Annotated in this window: 16 protein-coding genes and 1 pseudogene; 4 read left to right on the top strand and 13 right to left on the bottom strand. The window is 71.9% G+C overall.

Annotated features, from left to right (window positions below; translation table 11 throughout):
• Positions 1 to 115: 115 nt before the first annotated feature.
• A complete protein-coding gene (locus tag IPZ69_RS29520; protein ID WP_235457658.1) occupies positions 116 to 871 on the top strand; it encodes an SIS domain-containing protein in 756 nt (251 codons plus the stop codon).
• A 20-nt stretch (positions 872 to 891) separates the two neighbouring features.
• Here the strand turns inward: IPZ69_RS29520 and IPZ69_RS29515 are convergent, their stop codons facing one another.
• The 4 genes from IPZ69_RS29515 to pdxH all read right to left on the bottom strand — a co-directional run bounded on the left by IPZ69_RS29515 (position 892) and on the right by pdxH (position 4,360).
• Positions 892 to 2,343: a PAS domain-containing protein gene (locus IPZ69_RS29515; protein ID WP_235457657.1), complete on the bottom strand. Its 1,452-nt coding sequence runs from the start codon at positions 2,341 to 2,343 to the stop codon at positions 892 to 894.
• 148 nt (positions 2,344 to 2,491) lie between these two features.
• Positions 2,492 to 2,932, bottom strand: a complete 441-nt coding sequence (locus IPZ69_RS29510; RefSeq protein ID WP_235457656.1) for a GNAT family N-acetyltransferase — start codon at positions 2,930 to 2,932, stop codon at positions 2,492 to 2,494.
• A 29-nt stretch (positions 2,933 to 2,961) separates the two neighbouring features.
• Positions 2,962 to 3,348 carry a RidA family protein gene (locus IPZ69_RS29505; RefSeq protein WP_235457655.1) on the bottom strand — a complete coding sequence of 129 codons (387 nt, stop codon included), beginning with the start codon at positions 3,346 to 3,348 and terminating at the stop codon, positions 2,962 to 2,964.
• Positions 3,349 to 3,685: 337 nt separating this feature from the next.
• Entirely contained in the window at positions 3,686 to 4,360 is a 675-nt protein-coding gene (pdxH, locus tag IPZ69_RS29500) for a pyridoxamine 5'-phosphate oxidase (RefSeq protein ID WP_235457654.1), read from the bottom strand.
• A 256-nt stretch (positions 4,361 to 4,616) separates the two neighbouring features.
• On the opposite strand from pdxH, the gene IPZ69_RS29495 reads away from it, so the two are divergent.
• Entirely contained in the window at positions 4,617 to 5,717 is a 1,101-nt protein-coding gene (locus tag IPZ69_RS29495) for a citrate synthase 2 (protein ID WP_235457653.1), read from the top strand.
• A gap of 69 nt (positions 5,718 to 5,786) precedes the next feature.
• Here the strand turns inward: IPZ69_RS29495 and IPZ69_RS29490 are convergent, their stop codons facing one another.
• From IPZ69_RS29490 to IPZ69_RS29450, 9 genes are all read right to left on the bottom strand, one after another.
• The gene (locus IPZ69_RS29490; RefSeq protein ID WP_235457652.1) at positions 5,787 to 6,818 is read right to left on the bottom strand and encodes an isopenicillin N synthase family dioxygenase; all 1,032 of its coding nucleotides are present in this window, start codon (positions 6,816 to 6,818) and stop codon (positions 5,787 to 5,789) included.
• Positions 6,819 to 7,236: 418 nt separating this feature from the next.
• Positions 7,237 to 7,839, bottom strand: coding sequence for a TetR/AcrR family transcriptional regulator (locus IPZ69_RS29485; RefSeq protein ID WP_235457651.1), 603 nt, complete (start codon positions 7,837 to 7,839; stop codon positions 7,237 to 7,239).
• Between the two features lie 7 nt (positions 7,840 to 7,846).
• Positions 7,847 to 8,629, bottom strand: a complete 783-nt coding sequence (locus IPZ69_RS29480) for an enoyl-CoA hydratase family protein (protein ID WP_235457650.1) — start codon at positions 8,627 to 8,629, stop codon at positions 7,847 to 7,849.
• A complete protein-coding gene (locus IPZ69_RS29475) occupies positions 8,626 to 10,239 on the bottom strand; it encodes a 4-coumarate--CoA ligase family protein (protein ID WP_235457649.1) in 1,614 nt (537 codons plus the stop codon). Before IPZ69_RS29475 ends, IPZ69_RS29480 begins: the two co-directional genes overlap by 4 nt.
• A gap of 39 nt (positions 10,240 to 10,278) precedes the next feature.
• Entirely contained in the window at positions 10,279 to 11,439 is a 1,161-nt protein-coding gene (locus IPZ69_RS29470) for an acyl-CoA dehydrogenase family protein (protein ID WP_235457648.1), read from the bottom strand.
• A gap of 83 nt (positions 11,440 to 11,522) precedes the next feature.
• Positions 11,523 to 13,364, bottom strand: coding sequence for an acetyl/propionyl/methylcrotonyl-CoA carboxylase subunit alpha (locus IPZ69_RS29465; RefSeq protein WP_235457647.1), 1,842 nt, complete (start codon positions 13,362 to 13,364; stop codon positions 11,523 to 11,525).
• Between the two features lie 5 nt (positions 13,365 to 13,369).
• Positions 13,370 to 14,968: an acyl-CoA carboxylase subunit beta gene (locus IPZ69_RS29460; RefSeq protein WP_235457646.1), complete on the bottom strand. Its 1,599-nt coding sequence runs from the start codon at positions 14,966 to 14,968 to the stop codon at positions 13,370 to 13,372.
• Positions 14,965 to 16,638, bottom strand: a complete 1,674-nt coding sequence (locus IPZ69_RS29455) for an acyclic terpene utilization AtuA family protein (protein ID WP_308407556.1) — start codon at positions 16,636 to 16,638, stop codon at positions 14,965 to 14,967. Before IPZ69_RS29455 ends, IPZ69_RS29460 begins: the two co-directional genes overlap by 4 nt.
• Complete coding sequence (locus IPZ69_RS29450; protein WP_235457645.1) at positions 16,635 to 17,429, bottom strand: TIGR03084 family metal-binding protein; 795 nt, start codon at positions 17,427 to 17,429, stop codon at positions 16,635 to 16,637. The genes IPZ69_RS29455 and IPZ69_RS29450 overlap by 4 nt, the downstream gene beginning before the upstream one ends.
• Before the next feature lie 119 nt (positions 17,430 to 17,548).
• Here IPZ69_RS29450 and IPZ69_RS29445 point away from each other — a divergent pair.
• A pseudogene (locus IPZ69_RS29445) lies at positions 17,549 to 18,392 on the top strand (helix-turn-helix domain-containing protein).
• Entirely contained in the window at positions 18,352 to 18,546 is a 195-nt protein-coding gene (locus tag IPZ69_RS29440) for a DUF397 domain-containing protein (RefSeq protein WP_235457643.1), read from the top strand. Before IPZ69_RS29445 ends, IPZ69_RS29440 begins: the two are co-directional and overlap by 41 nt.

Genomic DNA, 18,546 nt, shown 5'->3' with positions numbered 1-18,546 from the left:
CTGGGTGCGTCGGCCCCGCGCCGGGCGCGGCCCCGGCCACGTACCGCCGTATTGACAGCACACTGGTCCAGACCGCACGGTGATCCGCGACACAGACGCTGCGAAGGGGCACCGCATGAGCGACGGCACGCTCGCCGACCAGTTCTTCGACGCCGCCATCGGCCTGCTGCAACGGGTCCGCGACGAGGAGTCGGAGGCGATCACGGCGGCCGGCACGCTCCTCGCCGACACCGTCGAGTCCGGCGGCCGCCTGTTCGCCTTCGGCGCCGGACACTCCTCCCTCGCCGCGCAGGACGTCGTCTACCGCGCCGGCGGTCTCGCCCTGATGAACCTGCTCGTCGTCCCCGGCGCCCTGGGTGTCGACGTCGTCCCGGCCACCCTCGGCTCCGCCCTCGAACGCGTGGACGGGCTCGCGACGGCCGTCCTCGACACCTCGCCCCTCCGGGCCGGCGACGCCCTCGTGATCATCTCCCTCTCCGGCCGCAACGCCCTCCCCGTGGAGATGGCCATGACCGCCCGCGCCATGGGCGTCAAGGTCATCGGCGTCACCTCGGTGGCCTACGCCTCGCAGACGAAATCCCGGCACGGCTCGGGCACCTACCTGAAGGACCACTGCGACCGCGTCCTCGACTCGAAGATCGCGGTCGGCGACGCGGAGCTCACCCTGGACAGCATCCCGGCCCCCTTCGCCCCCGCCTCCACGGTCGTCACCAGCGCCCTGCTCCAGGCCGTCATGGCCACGGCCGCCGGCACCCTGGCCGACCGCGGCACCGAGCCCCCGCTCCTGCGCTCCGGCAACGTCGACGGCGGCCACGAGTGGAACCGCCGGATCATGCGGGAGTACCGGGACCGGATCTTCTACCAGCGCTGAGGCGCGGTCGGCCGGGCGGGTCAGCCGAGGGGCGGTTCCCCGCCCACCTCGGAGGCCAGGTCCAATGCCGACGCGATCCGGACCGCCACGTCCTCCGCGTACGTCGCGTCGGCCCGCTCGAACCGGTTGCGTCCGGCGCCGCGCAGGAACGTCACGACCCCCAGCGTCCGGCCCCGGCTGCGCAGCACCGCGCACAGGGCGTGCACGCAGTCACCGGGCCACTGGCGGGCCAGCGCCCACTCGCGCGCCCGCTCGGCCGGCACGGAACCGGCGTCCGCCCGCACCGTCCCGGCCCGGTCGACGCACTGCAGGGCCGGATGCCCCTCCTCGTAGCGCAGGGGCAGCCCGGCGTGCCCGGTGAGCACGCTCGGCCCCGGCGCCCCGGCGGGCGTCGTGGCCACCCGCACCAGCCGCACCTCACCGGCCTCCCCGTCGGCCCGCGCTCCGCCCGCCACCCGGTCGATCAGCGCGTGGTCGGCGAAGCCGGCGAGCGCGAAGTCCAGGTGGACGGTCACCGCCTCCGCCGGGTCCTCGCACTCCGCCGCGGCCCGCGCCGCCCGGTGCAGCTGGTTGGCACGGAAGCGCAGCTGTGCCGCCTCCTGCTCGCCCTGCTTGGCCTCGGTCACGTCCTGGAACAGCCAGCCCACTCCGAGCGGCACCGGCTCCTCCGCGAGCGGCGAGGCCAGCCGCACGAACCCGCTGCGCCAGCACCGCCGCTTCTCGCCCTCCGGCGTCCGCACGCTCACCCACATCTCGGCCGGCGCGGGCGGCGCGCCCTCCGCCAGCACGTGCGTGAGCGCGGCCTCCAGCTCCTCGACGCCCTGCGCGAGCAGCTCGCCGAGCGGCCGCCCGAGCACGGACGTGCGCCCGGTGCCCAGCGCCCGGGCCGCGTGGGCGTTCACCACGGCGGGCCGCAGGTCCGCGTCGACCAGGACGACACCCCACGACGCGTCCTCGAACAGCGCCTCGCTCAGCGCGATGGACCGCTCCAGGTCGATCTGCGCGTGCACCTCGCTGAAGGCGCAGTACACGCCCGCGGGCTCGCCGTCCGGTCCGCGCACGGCGGCCGACTGCGTCCGGACGAGCACCCGTCCGCCGTCCTTGGTCAGCAGCGCGAACTCGTGGACCTGCCGGCCCGGGGCGTGCATGGCGGACAGCAGGCGCCCCTCGACCTCCTCGGCGTCCGCGCTGCGCACCGCCCAGCCGGCGAAGCCCTTGCGGCCCACGGCCTCGGCCGCGGTCCAGCCCAGGATGCGCTCCGCCTCGCGGTTCCAGTGCGTCACCACCCCGTCCGCGTCGAAGGCGCACAGGGCCGCGTCCATACCGTCGAGCAGGGCTGCGAGCAGGTCGGAACCGCCCGGGTCGCCCGGGTCACCCGGGCTCTCCGGACCGGCCGAGGCCGAGCCGCCGTCGCGCTCGGGCTCGTCTGGCCCCAGCTCGTCGGTCGTCCCACTACGCCGGGAAGCACTCACCTGGACCCCCTGCAGGCTGCGTCCGCACGTACGGCGCGAAGGTTCGCTCACTCCCCTTCATTCAACTCGAACGTGACGCAGCACACACTTGGTTCCCACAAGATTGAGAAAATCGTTAAGCGCCGGGCCGCTGGCGCCGCCATGATCCCTAGGCCAGCCTGAGGTCGACCCATTGGTCGCTCTCGCCGTCGAGCACGTAGCGCTCGATCTCCACGAACCCCTGCCGCTCGGCGAAGCGCAGACCGTCCTCGTTGACCGCCAGGACGCACGTCTCGATCACCTTCGCGCCGAGCACGCGCGTGTGGGCGAGCGTGTGCGCGTACAGGGCTGCGCCGTACCCGCGCCGCCGGTACTCGGGCAGTACCCGGGCGATCACGGTCGCCACGCCGTCCTCCCCCGTCGGCGGGCGCACCGTGGAATTGCCGACGAGGACATCGCCGACGTACGCGTTCTCCAGCCGATTGCGCCCCGCCCGCTCCCGCACCTCGTCCAGGTCCATCGCGGCGGGCGGAACGATCGTGTTGTGGACGTGCCGCCACTGTTCGAGCATGGCCTCGCCGTCCACGATCTCTATTCGAAGATCAGTCACACCGGGAAGACTACGAGGACCGGGGCACGCTAGGCGGGCCGTCGCGCGTACACCTCGATCTCGATCTTCATCCGGGGGTCGGCGAGCCCGCACACCATCATCGTCGCCGCCGGCCGCACCTCGCCGAACGCCCGCCGCAGCACCGGCCAGCACGGCTCGAAGTCCTCCCGCTCGGGCAGCAGATACCGCACCCGCACGACATCACCGAACCCGCAGCCCGCCCGCTCCAGCGCGTCCCCGATGTTCCGCAGGCACTGCTCGGCCTGCTCCACGACGTCCTCGGAGATCGTCATCGTCGCGTAGTCGAAGCCCGTGGTCCCGGAGACGTGCACCCAGTCCCCGTCCACCACCGCCCGCGCGTACCCGATGCGCTCCTCGAACTCCGACCCGCTCAGCACGGCCCACCGCTCCACCATGCGCCGAACGCTAGGTGACCTGCGCGGATACGTCCATGGGAAAAAGCTGTTGATCGGGGACCGAAGGGTTCCTAGGGTATGGAGCACACGAGAAGGGAGGTGGTTCGGCAGATGTATGAATACCGGACGCGTGAGGTGACTGCGGGCTAGCGGCTCGCCACCACACTCAGTGCGGTGCCGGACCAGCACGTGAACGACGCGTGCAGCCGGCCCAATCCCAGCAGTCACCCGACCCGCGAGCTCGCCGGTACGTCCGGCCGGCTCTCCGCCGCCAGGCGGAGGACCCGAGCTCGCGGGTCGTCTGCGTTCGGGCGGGGCGGCGGCCCGAGGGGGCAGGTCAGGGGCTGAGGCGCTCCACGCGCCAGGAGCCGTCCGCCTCGGAGACATAGCGCAGGCGGTCGTGGAGCCGGTTCTCGCGGCCCTGCCAGAACTCGACCATCTGAGGTGCGACGCGGAAGCCGCCCCAGTGCGGGGGAACGGGGACCTGCTCGCCCTCGGGGTAGCGGTCGTGCAGTTCCTCGTACGAGGCTTCGAGCGCGGCGCGGGAGGCGACCACCGAGGACTGGGCACTGGCCCAGGCGCCGAGCTGCGAGCCGTGCGGGCGGGTGCGGAAGTACGCGGCCGTCTCGTCGCGGCCGGTGCGGCGGGCGGTGCCGGTGACGACGACCTGGCGGGCGAGCGGGTGCCACGGGAAGAGCAGCGAGACGTACGGGTTCACGGCGAGGTCGAGGGCCTTGCGGGACTCGTAGTTCGTGTAGAAGACGAAGCCCTGGGCGTCGTACTGCTTCAGCAGGACCGTGCGTGAGCTGGGGCGGCCCTCGGCGTCGGCCGTGGAGACGACCATGGCGTTGGGTTCGTAGATCGTGCCGTGTACGGCTGCCCGCGCCGCCTGTTCGAACCAGCGGGTGAACTGGTCCATGGGGTGTGCGGCCAGGTCGGTCTCGTCGAAGCCCTCGACGCGGTACTGCTTGCGCATGGCAGCCGGGTCGAGGATGGGGTCACGGTCGGTCACGCGGTCATCTTGCCGTATGCACGTACGACTTGCGTGGCACTGAGTGCCGTGCAGACTCCCCATTGATGGCACTCGGGGATATCGTGCAGATGCCGTTCCGGTTGGGGTGAGCACCGACCGCTCGGGGCATCACCGGGGTGACCGTGCCGGACCGCGAGTCCTGAGAACGACCGCGGAGCCGTCTCGGCAGCCGCGGACGCCCGCCTTCCCGGCCATCCGCCGTACACATCGCGTACAGAGCACTAGGAGCCGCCTCATGTCCGATTTCGTACCCGGACTCGAAGGAGTCATCGCGTTCGAGACGGAAATCGCCGAACCGGACAGGGAGGGCGGGGCCCTGCGGTACCGGGGCGTCGACATCGAGGAACTGGTCGGGCACGTCTCGTTCGGCAATGTGTGGGGACTCCTGGTGGACGGCGCCTTCAATCCCGGCCTGCCGCCCGCCGAGCCGTTCCCGATCCCGGTCCACTCGGGTGACATCCGGGTGGACGTGCAGTCGGCGCTGGCCATGCTCGCCCCGGTGTGGGGCCTGAAACCGCTGCTCGACATCGGCGTGGAGCAGGCCCGCGCGGACCTCGCCCGGGCCGCGGTGATGGCCCTGTCGTACGTCGCCCAGTCCGCACGCGGACAGGGGCTGCCGATGGTGCCGCAGCGGGAGATCGACAAGGCGGGTTCGGTCGTCGAGCGGTTCATGATCCGCTGGCGGGGCGAGCCCGATCCGAAGCACGTCGCGGCCGTGGACGCCTACTGGACCTCCGCCGCCGAGCACGGCATGAACGCCTCCACCTTCACGGCGCGGGTCATCGCCTCCACGGGCGCCGATGTGGCCGCCGCCCTGTCCGGTGCCGTGGGCGCCATGTCCGGGCCGCTGCACGGCGGCGCTCCGTCCCGGGTGCTCGGCATGATCGAGGAGATCGAGCGGACAGGCGACGCGGAGGCGTACGTCAAGCGGGCGCTGGACAAGGGCGAGCGGCTGATGGGCTTCGGGCACCGGGTGTACCGGGCCGAGGACCCGCGCGCGCGGGTGCTGCGCCGTACCGCCCGTGAGCTGGGCGCGCCGCGCTTCGAGATCGCGGAGGCGCTGGAGAAAGCGGCCCTGGAGGAGCTGCACAACCGGCGTCCGGACCGGGTCCTGGCGACGAACGTGGAGTTCTGGGCGGCGATCATGCTGGACTTCGCGCAGGTCCCGGCGCACATGTTCACGTCGATGTTCACGTGCGCGCGGACGGCGGGCTGGTCGGCGCACATCCTGGAGCAGAAGCGGACCGGACGGCTGGTGCGGCCGTCCGCCCGGTACGTGGGACCGGGGCCGCGCAGCCCGCGGGACGTCGAGGGGTTCTCGGACATCTCCCACTAGGTCAAGGAGTCGCATCGCGGAAGGGGCACGGGCGGGTGCGGCACCGCCCGCGCCCCTCGGGCGTCGCGATCAGGCCCGGCTGAGCAGGTCCGCGTGGTGGCTCTCCGCCACCAGCGGGTGGGCCCGCAGCTTGCCCTTGAGCTCGTTGTAGCCGTATTCGGCGTACAGCGGGTTCGCCGGGTCGTCCGTGACACCGGGGGCGGTGGAGGCGTGCGGGAAGGGGAGCGGTTCCACGCGGGCGTCGAGGCGCGGGTTGTAGAAGAACGGCACGGAGAAGCGTTCGGTGGCGCCGGGCGGGCTGACGACGCGGTGGTTGGTGGCGATCAGATAGCCGTTCGTCGCCACCTCCAGCAGCTCGCCGAGGTTGACCACGAAGGCGCCCTCCAGCGGCGGCACGTCGTGGAAAAGGCCGTCCTCGCGCTGGACCTGGAGTCCGCCGACGGTGTCCTGGAGCAACAGCGTCAGGAAGCCGTAGTCCTTGTGCGCGCCGACGCCCTGGTCGGTGCCGTCGGTGGCGCTGCCGGGGTAGCGGACGAGCTTGAGGTGCGGGTGGGCGTGGTCGCCGAAGACCGGGTCGTAGAAGTCGGCGGGGGCGCCGATGGCGGCCAGCAACTCGTGCAGCAGGCGGCCGGCGACGTCGCTGAGGGTGTCGATCCAGGCGAGGGCGGCCGTGCGCAGCTCGGGGAGGGCGGCGGGCCACTGGTTGGGGCCCTGCAGCCACCAGTACGGCGGCTCGTGCGGGCCGGGGACGTGGGCGGGCCGCTCGGCGCCTATGTCGAGCTGGTCGCGCCAGTCCCGGGCGCCCCGGGTGCGTTCGTCGCCGGTGCGTGTGTAGCCGCGGAAGTGGGGCGAGTGCACGTTGTCGAGGGCGAGGCGGTCGGCCTCGGGGAGGGCGAAGAAGGCGCGCATGGCCGTGAGCAGCGCGTCGGTCTCCGTCCGGGTGACGCCGTGTCCGACGAGCTGGAAGAAGCCCACGTCGTGGGCGGCGCTGTGCAGCTGGGCGTGGAGCTGGGCGCGAGCCTGGGAACCGCGGTCGGCGGCCGACAGGTCGATGATCGGGAGCTGGTCGTACGACGGGGTCGTCGCGGAGTGCGTCGTCATGGATGCGTCCACAGGGTGTGTGGGCCACGGGCAGGCCGCCGAGGGTAGGGCGGCGCCCAGGATGCCGTAAGAAAGAGGAGAATAAAGGGGCTGATTCAGGCCGAAAGGCGACAGCCCATGCTCGTGACGCGCACGTAGTCCACGTGGCGGCGTCGAACGAGCATCGGAAGCATGCGCCAAGAGTAACGCGCCCCTCGAACAAACCCCGGGGCCCTCGCCCCCGGCCCCGTCACCGGCCCGGCGCGGCCCCGCGGCTGCCCGTCGTGCCTCTGTGCGCGTCTACGCGCCCCTCAAGCCCACCGGCCATCCCCAGGCCCCTCGACGCCCGCTCAAGGCCCGCCCTCGACGCCCCGAATCCCGCCGGCGGCCGCCGCGGCCGTGCGTCCGGCCCCGGACTCCCGGGGCTTCGCGCGGCCCCTCAGCCCAGCGTCTCCTCCATCAGCGCACCCCACTGCGCCACCACCCGTTCGCGGCGGGCCGTGTCGTTGGTGAGGAGGTTGGCGAGGCCCAGGCCGCGGGCCATGTCCAGCAGGCCCTGGACCGTTTCGCGGACGCCGGGGCGGGATTCGTCGGCGCCGAGGAGTTCCACCGCGATGCGGTGGGTCTCACGGCCGACGCGGGCCTCCAGCTCGGTCACGCGCGGGCGCAGCTGGTCCTCGTCGGAGGCGGCGACCCACAGGTGGAGGGCGGCCCGGAAGAGCGGGCCGGTGTAGAGGTCGACGAGGGCGGCGACGACGACCCGGCGGTCGGCGGCGCCCTCGGGGAACAGGGCGCGCAGCGCGGTGGAGCGTTCCTCGGCGACGTACTCGACGGCCGCCGTGAAGAGGTCCTCGCGGGTGCGGAAGTGGTGCTGGGCGGCGCCACGGGACACGCCGGCGCGCTCGGCGACGACGGAGACCGTGGAGCCTGCCCAGCCGTGCTCGGCGAGACAGGCCACGGCGGCTTCCAGGAGCCGCTGCCGGGTGGCCCTGCTGCGGTCCTGCTTGGGAAGGCGGTCGCCTTCGGCCGTGCTCACACTCATCTTGCGCTCACATCACCCATGAGGGATCCCGTCGTTCCAGGAAGGCCGTCATCCCCTCGCGGGCCTGCGCGGAGGAGAACAGCCGGGCCGAGAGCGCGGTGAGATCGGCCGCGTCCCGGTCGAAGACTTCCAGCACCCTAGCCGTGAGCAGCTGTTTCGTCTCGGCGAGGCCCTGGGGCGAGGAGCGGCGCAGGCCGTCGAGTACGGGTTCCAGGACGGCGTCGATGTCCTCGCCGGCGGCCCCGGCCACGGTCAGCAGGCCGATCCGGGCCGCCTCGGCGGCGTCGAAGCGTTCGCCGGTGAGGTAGTACCGGGCCACGGCACGCGGGTCGGTGCGCGGGAGCACCGACAGCGAGATGACCGCGGGCGCCACCCCGATGCGTACCTCGGTGAACGCGAAGCTGGACTCGGCGGAGGCGGCCGCGATGTCGCAGGCGCCGAGGAGTCCCAGGCCGCCCGCGCGGACGTGCCCCGTCACCCGGGCCACCACGGGCTTGCGCAGCTCGACGATCTGCCGCAGCAGCTGGACCAGGGCGTCGGGGTGATGGGGGCCTCCCCTGTTCGAGCGAAGCCGAGAACTTGGGGAAGGGTCGCGCAGGTCGGCTCCGGCGCAGAAGGTGTTGCCGGTGTGGGTGAGGACGACGGCCCGTACGTCGGTGTCCTTGGCGCAGTCGGTCAGCGCGTCGGCCAGTTCGCCGACGAGCGCGGCCGACAGCGCGTTGCGGGTGTCGGCCGAGTCCAGGCTGAGGGTTTCGACGCCCCGCGCGCGCGTACGTCCGATCAACGTCATGACTTCTCCCTGAGTTCCCTGAGTTCCCGCAGTTCCCGCAGTTCCCGCAGTTCCCGCAGTTCCCGGCGGAGGATCTTGCCGGAGGCGGCCCGGGGCACGCCGTCGACGAAGGTGACCTGCCGGACGCGTTTGTAGGGGGCGACGCGTTCGGCGACGTGCATCATGACCTCGGATTCGGTGAGGTCGGTGGCGGTGGGCTGACGGACCACGTAGGCGTGCGGGACCTCGTTGTTGTCCTCGTTGTAGACGCCTATGACGGCCGCGTCGGCGATGCCCGGGTGGGTGAGCAGCAGGGCCTCCAGCTCGGCGGGTGCCACCTGGAAGCCCTTGTACTTGATGAGCTCCTTGACCCGGTCGACGACGAACAGCCAGCCGTCGGCGTCCACATGGCCGACGTCGCCGGTGTGCAGCCAGCCGTCCGTGTCGATCATGGCGGCGGTGGCGTCGGGGCGGCCCAGGTAGCCCTTCATGATCTGCGGTCCGCGGATGAGGATCTCGCCGCTCTCGCCGACGCCGAGGTCCTTGCCGGGTTCGTCGAGGGAGACGATGCGCATCTCGGTGCCGGCGATGAGCCTGCCGACCGTGCCGGGGGGCGCCTGGTGCATGGCGTCGAGCGGCACGACGTGGGTGCCGGGCGAGAGTTCCGTCATGCCGTAGGCCTGGCCGACGGGCGGCAGGCCGAGGCGCCGGGCGCAGGCGGCGGCGAGCTGGGCGTCCAGGGGTGCGGCGGCGCTGATGACGTACTTCAGGGACGACAGGTCGTAGCGGGCGACGGCCGGGTGCTTGGCGAGGGCGAGGACGATCGGCGGGGCGACGTACAGGCCGGTGATGCGGTGGGTCTCGATGGCCGCGAGGAAGGTCTCCAGGTCGAAGCGGGGCAGGACGACGACCGTGGCGCCGTGCCTGAGCGGCGCGTTCATGAGCGCGGTGAGGCCGTAGATGTGGAAGAAGGGCAGGACGGCGAGGATGCGGTCGTCGGGTCCGGCGGTGACGGCGGGTTCGAGCTGGGCGAGGTTGGTGGCGATCTGCCGGTGGGTGAGCATCACGCCCTTGGGGATGCCGGTGGTGCCGGAGGAGTACGGCAGCGCGGCGACGTCCTCGGCCGGGTCGATGGCGACGTCCGGTTCGGGCGCGGTGGAGCCGAGCAGGTCGATCAGGGAGCGGTGTCCGGGAGCGCTGTCGCAGACGAATATCTCCTGGACGCCGCCCGCGAGTTCGGCCGCCCGGCGGGCCGCCTCCAGCAGCGGTGAGACGGTGACGATCCAGCGGGCTGCCGAGTCCTTCAGCTGCTTGGCGAACTCCTCGGGCGTGGCGAGCGGGTGCACGGTGGTGACGGTGGCACCCGCGCGCGTGGCGGCGTAGAAGGCGGTCGGGAAGGCGACGGTGTTCGGGCTGTGCAGGGCGAGGACGTCGCCCTTGCGTACACCGGCGTCGGCGAGCGCGGCGGCGATCCGCCGGTGGAACCGGTCCACTTGTTCGTACGTGAGGGTGGTGCCGTCGGTGCCGTCGATCAGCGCGGGCCGGTCGCCGAATTCGGCGGCGTGGCCCAGGACGGCTTCGTGGATGGGCAGTTCGACGGCCGGAACGTCTGCGTACTCGCTGCGGAACACGGTTCCTCCTCGTACGGCGATGGCTGCGACGGTGAGCGCTCAGTACGACTTGGGCAGTCCAAGGCTCTGATGGGAGACGTAGTTGAGAATCATCTCCCTGCTCACCGGAGCTATACGAGCCACACGCGCCGCCGTTATCAAGGTGGCGAGCCCGAATTCACGGGTGAGCCCGTTGCCGCCGAGGGTGTGCACGGCCTGGTCGACGGCCTTCACACAGGCCTCCCCGGCCGCGTACTTGGCCATGTTGGCGGCCTCACCGGCGCCGATGTCGTCCCCGGCGTCGTACAGGTGCGCCGCCTTCTGCATCATCAGCCGGGCCAGTTCCAGGTCGATGTGCGCCTGCGCCAGGGGGTGCGCGATGGCCTGGTGGGCGCCGATCGGTGCCTTCCAGACCGTGCGGTCACGGGCGTACTCGATGGCCCGGGCGAGCGCGTAGCGCCCCATGCCGATCGCGAAGGCGGCCGTCATGATCCGCTCGGGGTTGAGGCCGGCGAACAGCTGCAGCAGGCCGGCGTCCTCGTCGCCGACGAGCGCGTCGGCGGGCAGCCGTACGTCGTCGAGGACCAGCTCGAACTGCTTCTCGGCGGCGTTGAGTTCCATGTCGATGGGCTGCTTCTGGAAGCCCTCGGCGTCCGTCGGGACGATGAACAGGCAGGGCTTGAGACGTCCGGTGCGGGCGTCCTCGGTGCGGCCGACGATCAGGACGGCGTCCGCCATGTCGACGCCGGAGATGAAGACCTTGCGGCCGGTGAGCAGCCAGTCGGCGCCGTCCTTGCGGGCCGTGGTGGTGATGCGGTGGGAGTTGGAGCCGGCGTCGGGTTCGGTGATGCCGAAGGCCATCAGCCGGGAGCCGTCGGCGAGTCCCGGCAGCCAGGCCCGCTTCTGCTCCTCGGTGCCGAAGCGGGAGATGACCGTGCCGCAGATGGCCGGCGACACGACGAGCATGAGCAGCGGGGAGCCCGCGGCGCCCAGCTCTTCGAGGACGATGGAGAGTTCGGCGATGCCGCCGCCTCCGCCGCCGTACTCCCCGGGAAGGTTGACCCCGAGGTAGCCGAGCTTGCCCGCCTCGGCCCAGAGTTCGGTGGGGTGGCGGCCCTCGGCGACGGTACGGGCGATGTACTCGCGACCGTAGCGTTTGCCGAGGGCGGCGACCGCGGCTCGCAGTGCCTTGTGCTCTTCGGGCTCGATGAGGGTGGTCATGCGATTCCTCCGCGTGCGGGTTGTGTGTGGTTGCTCGCGCTCGCGCGGCGGTGGCCGCCGATCGATACAGCGGCCCCTCGCCTCTAGCCGGGTTCGACCACCGCCAGCAACATGCCCGGCTCCACCTGCTGTCCCGGCTTGACGTGCAGGGCGCTGAGCGTGCCGGCGGCGGGCGCGGCGATCTGGTGCTGCATCTTCATCGCCTCAAGCCAGATCAGGGGCTGGCCGGCCGCCACGGAGACGCCCTCGGTCAGGTCCTCGGCGACCCGGACGACCGTGCCCGGCATCGGGGCGAGCAGGGAACCGGGGGCCAGCTGGGCCGTCGGGTCGGGGAAGCGGGGCAGGGCGGTGAGGGCGGTGGCGTTGACGTGGATCCGATCGCCGTAGCGCGCGATCTCGAAGCGCCGCTGTACGCCGTCCACTTCGAGTACGACCAGACGCGCGTCGGCGTGGACGACCCGGACGCCGTCGGCCGCGAGGCCCCGGCGGGTGTGCCGGTAGTGGACCTCGTGCTCCTCGCCGCCCATCTCGTACCGCTTGACCTGCGGCTGCGAGGTGAGGTTGCGCCAGCCGCCGAACCGGGAGCGGCCGTGCGCGTCGGCCAGGGCCGCGGCCAGGGGGGCGTACGGGTCGGGTGCGGAGGCGGTCAGTTCGGTGAGGTGGCGGTCGTAGAAGCCGGTGTCCATGCGGCCGTCGGCGAACTCGGGGTGGCGCAGCGAACGGACCAGCAGGTCGCGGTTGGTGACCGGGCCGTGCAGCGTCGCCCGCTCCAGGGCGCCCGCGAGCTTGCGGAGCGCCTCCGCGCGCGTGGGGGCGTGGGCGACGACCTTGGCGAGCATCGGGTCGTAGTGGACGCCGATCTCGTCGCCGTCGGTGTAGCCCGTGTCGAGGCGGACGCCCGCGGGTACGGCGAGGCGGTGCAGGGTGCCGGTCTGCGGGGCCCAGTCGCGGGCCGGGTCCTCGGCGTAGAGGCGGGCCTCCACGGAGTGGCCCTCGGCGCGCGGCGGGTCGGCCGGCAGGGCGTGGCCCTCGGCGACGCGGATCTGCTCGGCGACCAGGTCGAGCCCGAAGACCGCCTCGGTGACGGGGTGTTCGACCTGGAGACGGGTGTTCATCTCCAGGAAGTGGGCCCGGCCGTCGGCGACCAGGAACTCGACCGTGCCGGCGCCCACGTAGGACACCGAACGGGCCGCGCGGACGGCCAGCGTGTACAGCTCCTCGGTGAGTTCGGAGGTCAAACCCGGTGCGGGAGCCTCCTCGATCACCTTCTGGTGGCGTCGCTGCAGGGAGCAGTCGCGGGTGCCGAGCGGCCGGACGGTGCCGTGGGTGTCGGCGAGGATCTGCACCTCGACGTGGCGCCCCTGCTCGATGTACGGCTCGACGAAGACCTCGCCGTCACCGAAGGCGCTCGCGGCCTCGGCACGCGCCCCCTCCAAGGCGGCGCCCAGCTCCTCCAGGCGGCGCACGATGCGCATACCGCGCCCGCCGCCGCCCGCCGCCGCCTTCACCAGCACCGGCAGGTCGGCCTCGGTGACCTCGCCGAGCGGCGCGATCCCCATCAATTCCTTGGCGCGCGTCTTGGACGCCATCGCCTCGATCGCCTCCGGCGGCGGCCCGATCCAGACCAGGCCGGCGTCCAGGACGGCACGGGCGAACTCCGGGTTCTCGGAGAGGAAGCCGTACCCGGGGTGCACGGCGTCCGCGCCGGCGGCCAGCGCCGCCTTCACGATCAGATCGCCGCGCAGATACGTGTCCGTGGGCGTCGCCCCCGGCAGCCGTACCGCCGTGTCGGCCACGCGCGCGTGGAGCGCGTTCTCGTCCGCGTCCGAGTGCACCGCGACCGTCCGGATGCCCAGCTCACCGCAGGTGCGGAAGATCCGGCAGGCGATCTCGCCCCGGTTGGCGACCAGCAGAGTCGAAATCATGAGCCTCACATCCGGAAGACGCCGAAGCCACCGCGCGCGCCCTCGTAGGGAGCGGTGTGGATGGCGGACAGGCACAGGCCGAGGACGGTACGGGTGTCGCGCGGGTCGATGACGCCGTCGTCGTACAGCCGCCCGGACAGGAACATCGGCAGCGACTCGGACTCGATCTGCTGCTCCACCATCGCGCGCAGGGCGGCGTCCGCGTCCTCGTCGTACGGCTGCCCCTTCGCCACCGCCGACTGCCGGGCGACGATCGACAGGACGCCGGCCAGCTGCTGCGGGCCCATGACGGCCGACTTGGCGCTGGGCCAGGCGAACAGGAAGCGGGGGTCGTAGGCCCGCCCGCACATGCCGTAGTGCCCGGCGCCGTACGAGGCACCCATCAGCACCGACAGGTGCGGCACCCGGCTGTTGCTGACCGCGTTGATCATCATCGCGCCGTGCTTGATGATCCCGCCCTGCTCGTACTCCTTGCCGACCATGTAGCCGGTGGTGTTGTGCAGGAACAGCAGCGGGATGTCGCGCTGGTTGGCGAGCTGGATGAACTGGGCGGCCTTCTGCGACTCCTCGCTGAACAGGACGCCCTGGGCGTTGGCCAGGATGCCGACGGGGTAGCCGTGCAGGCTCGCCCAGCCGGTGGCGAGGCTCGTGCCGTACAGCGGCTTGAACTCGTCGAAGTCGGAGGCGTCGACGATCCGGGCGATGACCTCGCGCGGGTCGAACGGGATCTTCAGGTCGCCCGGGACGATGCCGAGCAGCTCCTCCGGGTCGTACTTCGGCGGGGCCGCCGGGCCCGGATCCTCGTGCGCCTTGCGGTGGTTGAGGCGGGACACGACCCGCCGGGCCTGGCGCAGCGCGTCCTGCTCGTCCACGGCGAAGTAGTCGGCGAGGCCGGACACGCGCGCGTGCATCTCCGCGCCGCCCAGGGACTCGTCGTCGCTCTCCTCGCCGGTCGCCATCTTCACCAGCGGCGGCCCGCCGAGGAACACCTTCGCCCGCTCCTTGACCATGATCACGTGGTCGGACATGCCGGGGATGTAGGCGCCACCTGCGGTGGAGTTGCCGAAGACGACGGCGACGGTCGGGATGCCGGCGGCGGACAGCCGGGTCAGGTCCCGGAAGATGGCCCCACCGGGGATGAAGATCTCCTTCTGGGACGGCAGATCGGCGCCCCCGGACTCCACCAGGCTGATGCAGGGCAGCCGGTTGGCGAGCGCGATGTCGTTGGCGCGCAGGGCCTTCTTCAGGCTCCACGGGTTGCTCGCGCCGCCGCGCACGGTCGGGTCGTTGGCGGTGATCAGGCACTCGACGCCCTCGACCACGCCGATCCCGGTCACCAGGGAGGCGCCGACGGCGTAGTCACTGCCCCAGGCGGCCAGCGGGGACAGCTCCAGGAACGGGGTGTCCGGGTCGAGGAGCAGCTCGATGCGCTCGCGGGCGAGGAGCTTGCCGCGCCCCCGGTGCCGCTGGACGTACTTCTCGCCGCCGCCCGCGAGGGCCTTGGCGTGCTCGGTCTCCAGGTCGTCGAGCCTTGCGAGCATGGCCTCACGATGGGCCTGGTAGTCGGCGCCCCTGGGGTCCAGGGAGGTGTTCAGAACGGTCACAGCAGGGCCTCCGGGATGTCCAGGTGGCGGGAGCGCAGCCACTCGCCGAGGGCCTTGGCCTGCGGATCGAAGCGGTGCTGGGCGGCGACGCCCTCGCCGAGGATTCCCTCGACGACGAAGTTCAGGGCACGCAGATTCGGCAGCGGGTGCCGGACGACGGTCAGCTCGCGGCTCTCGGGCAGCAGCTGCCGGAACCGGTCCGCCGTCAGCTCGTGCGCGAGCCAGCGCCAGGCCTCGTCCGTGCGCGCCCAGACCCCCACGTTGGCGTTCCCGCCCTTGTCACCGCTGCGGGCACCGGCGATCAGGCCCAGGGGCGCGCGACGCGTCGGGCCCGAGGGCAGGGGCTCCGGCAGGGACGGCCGGGGTACGTCCATGAGGTCGGCGGTCTCCTGGGGCGCGGCCACATGGATGCGCCGCCCATCGTCTACGACCGCCACCTGGTCGACGGCACCATGGGGGACGTACACATCCTCGAACACCCCATAAGGCGCCCCCTTCCCCGGTGGCGCCACCACATGGAAGCCGGGGTAGCTGGCCAGCGCCAGCTCGATGGCCGCCCCGCTCAGCGCGCGTCCGACGACGGCCTGGTCCTGGTCCCGTACGACGAGCCGCAGCAGCGCGCTCGCCGTCTCCTCGGTGTCCGCGTCGCCCCGGTCGGTCCGGACGAGTTCCCACCGCACGTCATCGGGCGGCGACTTGGCCAGGGCGTCGTCCATCTGCTCCCGCACGAGCGCGGCCTTGGCCTCGATGTCGAGCCCGGTCAGCACGAAGACGACCTCGTTGCGGAAGCCGCCGAGCCGGTTCAGCCCGACCTTGAGCGTGGGCGGCGGGGCCTCTCCCCGCACCCCCTCGATGCGCACCCGGTCGGGACCGTCCTGGGTGAGCCGCACGCTGTCGAGGCGGGCGGTGACGTCGGGCCCGGCGTACCGGGCACCGCCGGTCTCGTACAGCAGCTGCGCGGTGACGGTGCCGACGTCCACGAACCCGCCGGTGCCGGGGTGCTTGGTGATGACGCAGCTGCCGTCCTCGTGGAGCTCGGCGAGCGGGAAGCCGGGCCGGCGCACGTCGCCCTCGCCGAAGAACGCGTAGTTCCCGCCGGTGGCCTGCGTCCCGCACTCCAGTACATGCCCGGCGACGACGGCGCCCGCGAGCCGGTCGTACTCCCCCGGCCGCCAGCCGAAGTGCGCGGCGGCGGGCCCGGTGACGAGGGCCGCGTCGGTCACCCGCCCGGTGACCACGATGTCGGCGCCCGCGCGCAGGCACTCCGCGATCCCGAAGCCGCCGAGGTAGGCATGGGCGGCGAGGCTGCCCGGGTGCTCCGCGGTGAGATCGTCGCCCTCGACGTGGGCGACGCGCACCGGGATGCCGAGCCGGTCGGCCAATTGCCGTACGGCGTCGGCGAGTCCGGCGGGATTGAGGCCACCCGCATTGGTCACGATCTTGACCGACCGCTCGTGCGCCAGGCCGAGGCACTCCTCCAGCTGCCGCAGGAAGGTGCGGGCGTAGCCGGCGGCCGGGTCCTTCAGCCGGTCCCGGCCCAGAATCAGCATCGTGAGCTCGGCGAGGTAGTCGCCGGTCAGGACGTCCAGTTCGCCGCCGGTGAGCATGTCGCGCATGGCGTCGAAGCGGTCGCCGTAGAAGCCCGACGCGTTGCCGATGCGCAGGGTCACCCCGCGTCCCCCTTCGGGGAACGTCCATCGCCGGGCGGGCCCGCGAAGGCCTGCGCGATGTCGAGCCAGCGGTCGGCGTCGGGCCCTTCGGCACGTACGGCGAGGTCGGCGCGGTGGGCGCGCTGGGTGACCAGGAGGCAGAAGTCGAGGGCGGGACCGGTGACGCGCTGCGGGGCGTCCTCGGGGCCGTAGGTCCAGGTGTCGCCGGAGGGGCCGATGATCTCCACCCGGAACTCCTCCGTGGGAGCGGGCAGCCCATGCGCGCCGAAGGCGAAGTCCCGTGCCCGCACACCGATGCGGACCACATGCCTCAGCCGGTCGGTGGGGGCGCGGACCACACCCAGGGTGTCGGCGACGTCCTGACCGTGGGCCCAGGTCTCCATGATCCGGCCGGTGGCCATGGAGGCGGCGGACATGGGCGGGCCGTACCAGGGGAAGCGGGCGCCGGGCTGCGACGCGCGCAGCGCCCGGTCGAGCTCGGCCCGCCCATGCCGCCACCGCGCCAGCAGTTCGGCGGACGGGAGTCGGGCTCCGGTCTCGGCGCCCTCGTCCACGAACGTCTCCGCCACGGCGAGGGCCTTCTCGACCAGGCCACGGAACGCGTCCGCGTCGGTGACGGCGAGCAGGGCCGAGTGGTCGGTCCAGGCGAGGTGGGCGATCTGGTGGGCGACGGTCCAGTTCGGCGCGGGGGTCGGGAGCGCCCACTGTCCCGGGCTCAACTCGGCCACGAGCCGGTCGAGTTCATCGCTTTCGTCACGCAGGTCGTCGAACACGGGGGTCGGATCGGACATGGGGCGAGCATGGCAGCGCCCCCGGAAACAATCAAGCACGCTTGCATGAATTTGTTTTTCCACAACCAGTCACCTGATTGCGCACGTCTCGCTACTCTCAGTGACCAGAGGTGGTCACCATGCGAAGCCGCGAACTCGACCCGAGCGCGTCACCCCTGGACTACTACGGCTACGAGCTACGGCGGGCTCGGGAGGGGGCGGGGCTCACTCTGGCGCAGCTGGGGTCGGTCGTCTTCTGCACCGGGTCGTTGATCGGCCAGATCGAGACGGCGGCGAAGGTTCCACGGCGGGACTTCTCGGAGCGGTTGGATGCGGCGCTGGGGACGGATGGGTTCTTTTCTCGGCTGGTGGGGTTGGTTCTGCGGAGCCAATTGCCCAGTTGGTTTCAGCCCTATGCAGAGCTGGAGTCCATGGCGACGAGCATCTGCACCTACCAGTCCCAGGTGGTGTACGGCCTGCTTCAAACCCCCGAATACGCACGCGCGGTGCTGGACGCGGGCTTGACGAAGAGGGTCGACGAGCAGGTGGCGGCACGACTGGAGCGGCAGCGGATCCTGACGGGAGCAGCCGCCGCTGGTGTGGGCGGTGCTGGACGAGGTAGTCCTGCACAGGCCGTTCGGCAGCCGGGAGGTCATGCGGGAGCAACTGACGCGCCTGCTGATCCTCCAAGAACATCGAGAAGTACGCGTGCAGGTGCTGCCGCTCGGGGTGGGGCAACACCCCGCAACAGCAGGCGGATTCAATGTCCTGCGGTTCGACGACCACCCGGACATCGTCTATTCGGAGATCTACGACTCGGGGTACATGAGCGCCAATCCACGCGTCGCCAAGGACTGTTCGCATCGTTACGATCATCTTCAGGCCGCAGCCCTCTCCATCGAGGACTCGGCGAAGCTGATCGCCCGTGTACGGGAGGAACGCTATGCCGAACAGCCGGAAGCTGCCGGAAGCCCAGTGGCGTAAGTCGTCCTACAGCAGAGGCACCGGCGGTGATTGTGTCGAGGTCGCCGACCTCACCCCCCACATGGCCGTCCGCGACTCCAAGAACCCCACTGCCCCCTACGTGACTTTCTCCGCCACCGCCTGGGCCGGCTTCCTCACGCACGCCGCGAAGTGA

This window comes from Streptomyces olivochromogenes (assembly GCF_021538895.1).
Taxonomy (GTDB): Bacteria; Actinomycetota; Actinomycetes; order Streptomycetales; family Streptomycetaceae; genus Streptomyces; species Streptomyces olivochromogenes_A.
The sequence above is the reverse complement of the archived record's forward strand: the minus strand, read 5'-3'. Positions and strand labels throughout refer to the sequence as shown.

Excerpts from the sequence above, each read along its gene's own strand:
- IPZ69_RS29520 (WP_235457658.1), top strand. The coding sequence starts at position 116 with ATGAGCGACGGCACGCTCGCCGACCAGTTCTTCGACGCCGCCATCGGC.
- IPZ69_RS29440 (WP_235457643.1), top strand. The coding sequence starts at position 18,352 with ATGCCGAACAGCCGGAAGCTGCCGGAAGCCCAGTGGCGTAAGTCGTCC.
- IPZ69_RS29450 (WP_235457645.1), bottom strand. The coding sequence starts at position 17,429 with ATGTCCGATCCGACCCCCGTGTTCGACGACCTGCGTGACGAAAGCGAT.
- IPZ69_RS29490 (WP_235457652.1), bottom strand. The coding sequence starts at position 6,818 with ATGACGACGCACTCCGCGACGACCCCGTCGTACGACCAGCTCCCGATC.
- IPZ69_RS29485 (WP_235457651.1), bottom strand. The coding sequence starts at position 7,839 with ATGAGTGTGAGCACGGCCGAAGGCGACCGCCTTCCCAAGCAGGACCGC.
- IPZ69_RS29505 (WP_235457655.1), bottom strand. The coding sequence starts at position 3,348 with ATGGTGGAGCGGTGGGCCGTGCTGAGCGGGTCGGAGTTCGAGGAGCGC.
- IPZ69_RS29465 (WP_235457647.1), bottom strand. The coding sequence starts at position 13,364 with ATGATTTCGACTCTGCTGGTCGCCAACCGGGGCGAGATCGCCTGCCGG.
- IPZ69_RS29470 (WP_235457648.1), bottom strand. The coding sequence starts at position 11,439 with ATGACCACCCTCATCGAGCCCGAAGAGCACAAGGCACTGCGAGCCGCG.
- IPZ69_RS29495 (WP_235457653.1), top strand. The coding sequence starts at position 4,617 with ATGTCCGATTTCGTACCCGGACTCGAAGGAGTCATCGCGTTCGAGACG.
- IPZ69_RS29480 (WP_235457650.1), bottom strand. The coding sequence starts at position 8,629 with ATGACGTTGATCGGACGTACGCGCGCGCGGGGCGTCGAAACCCTCAGC.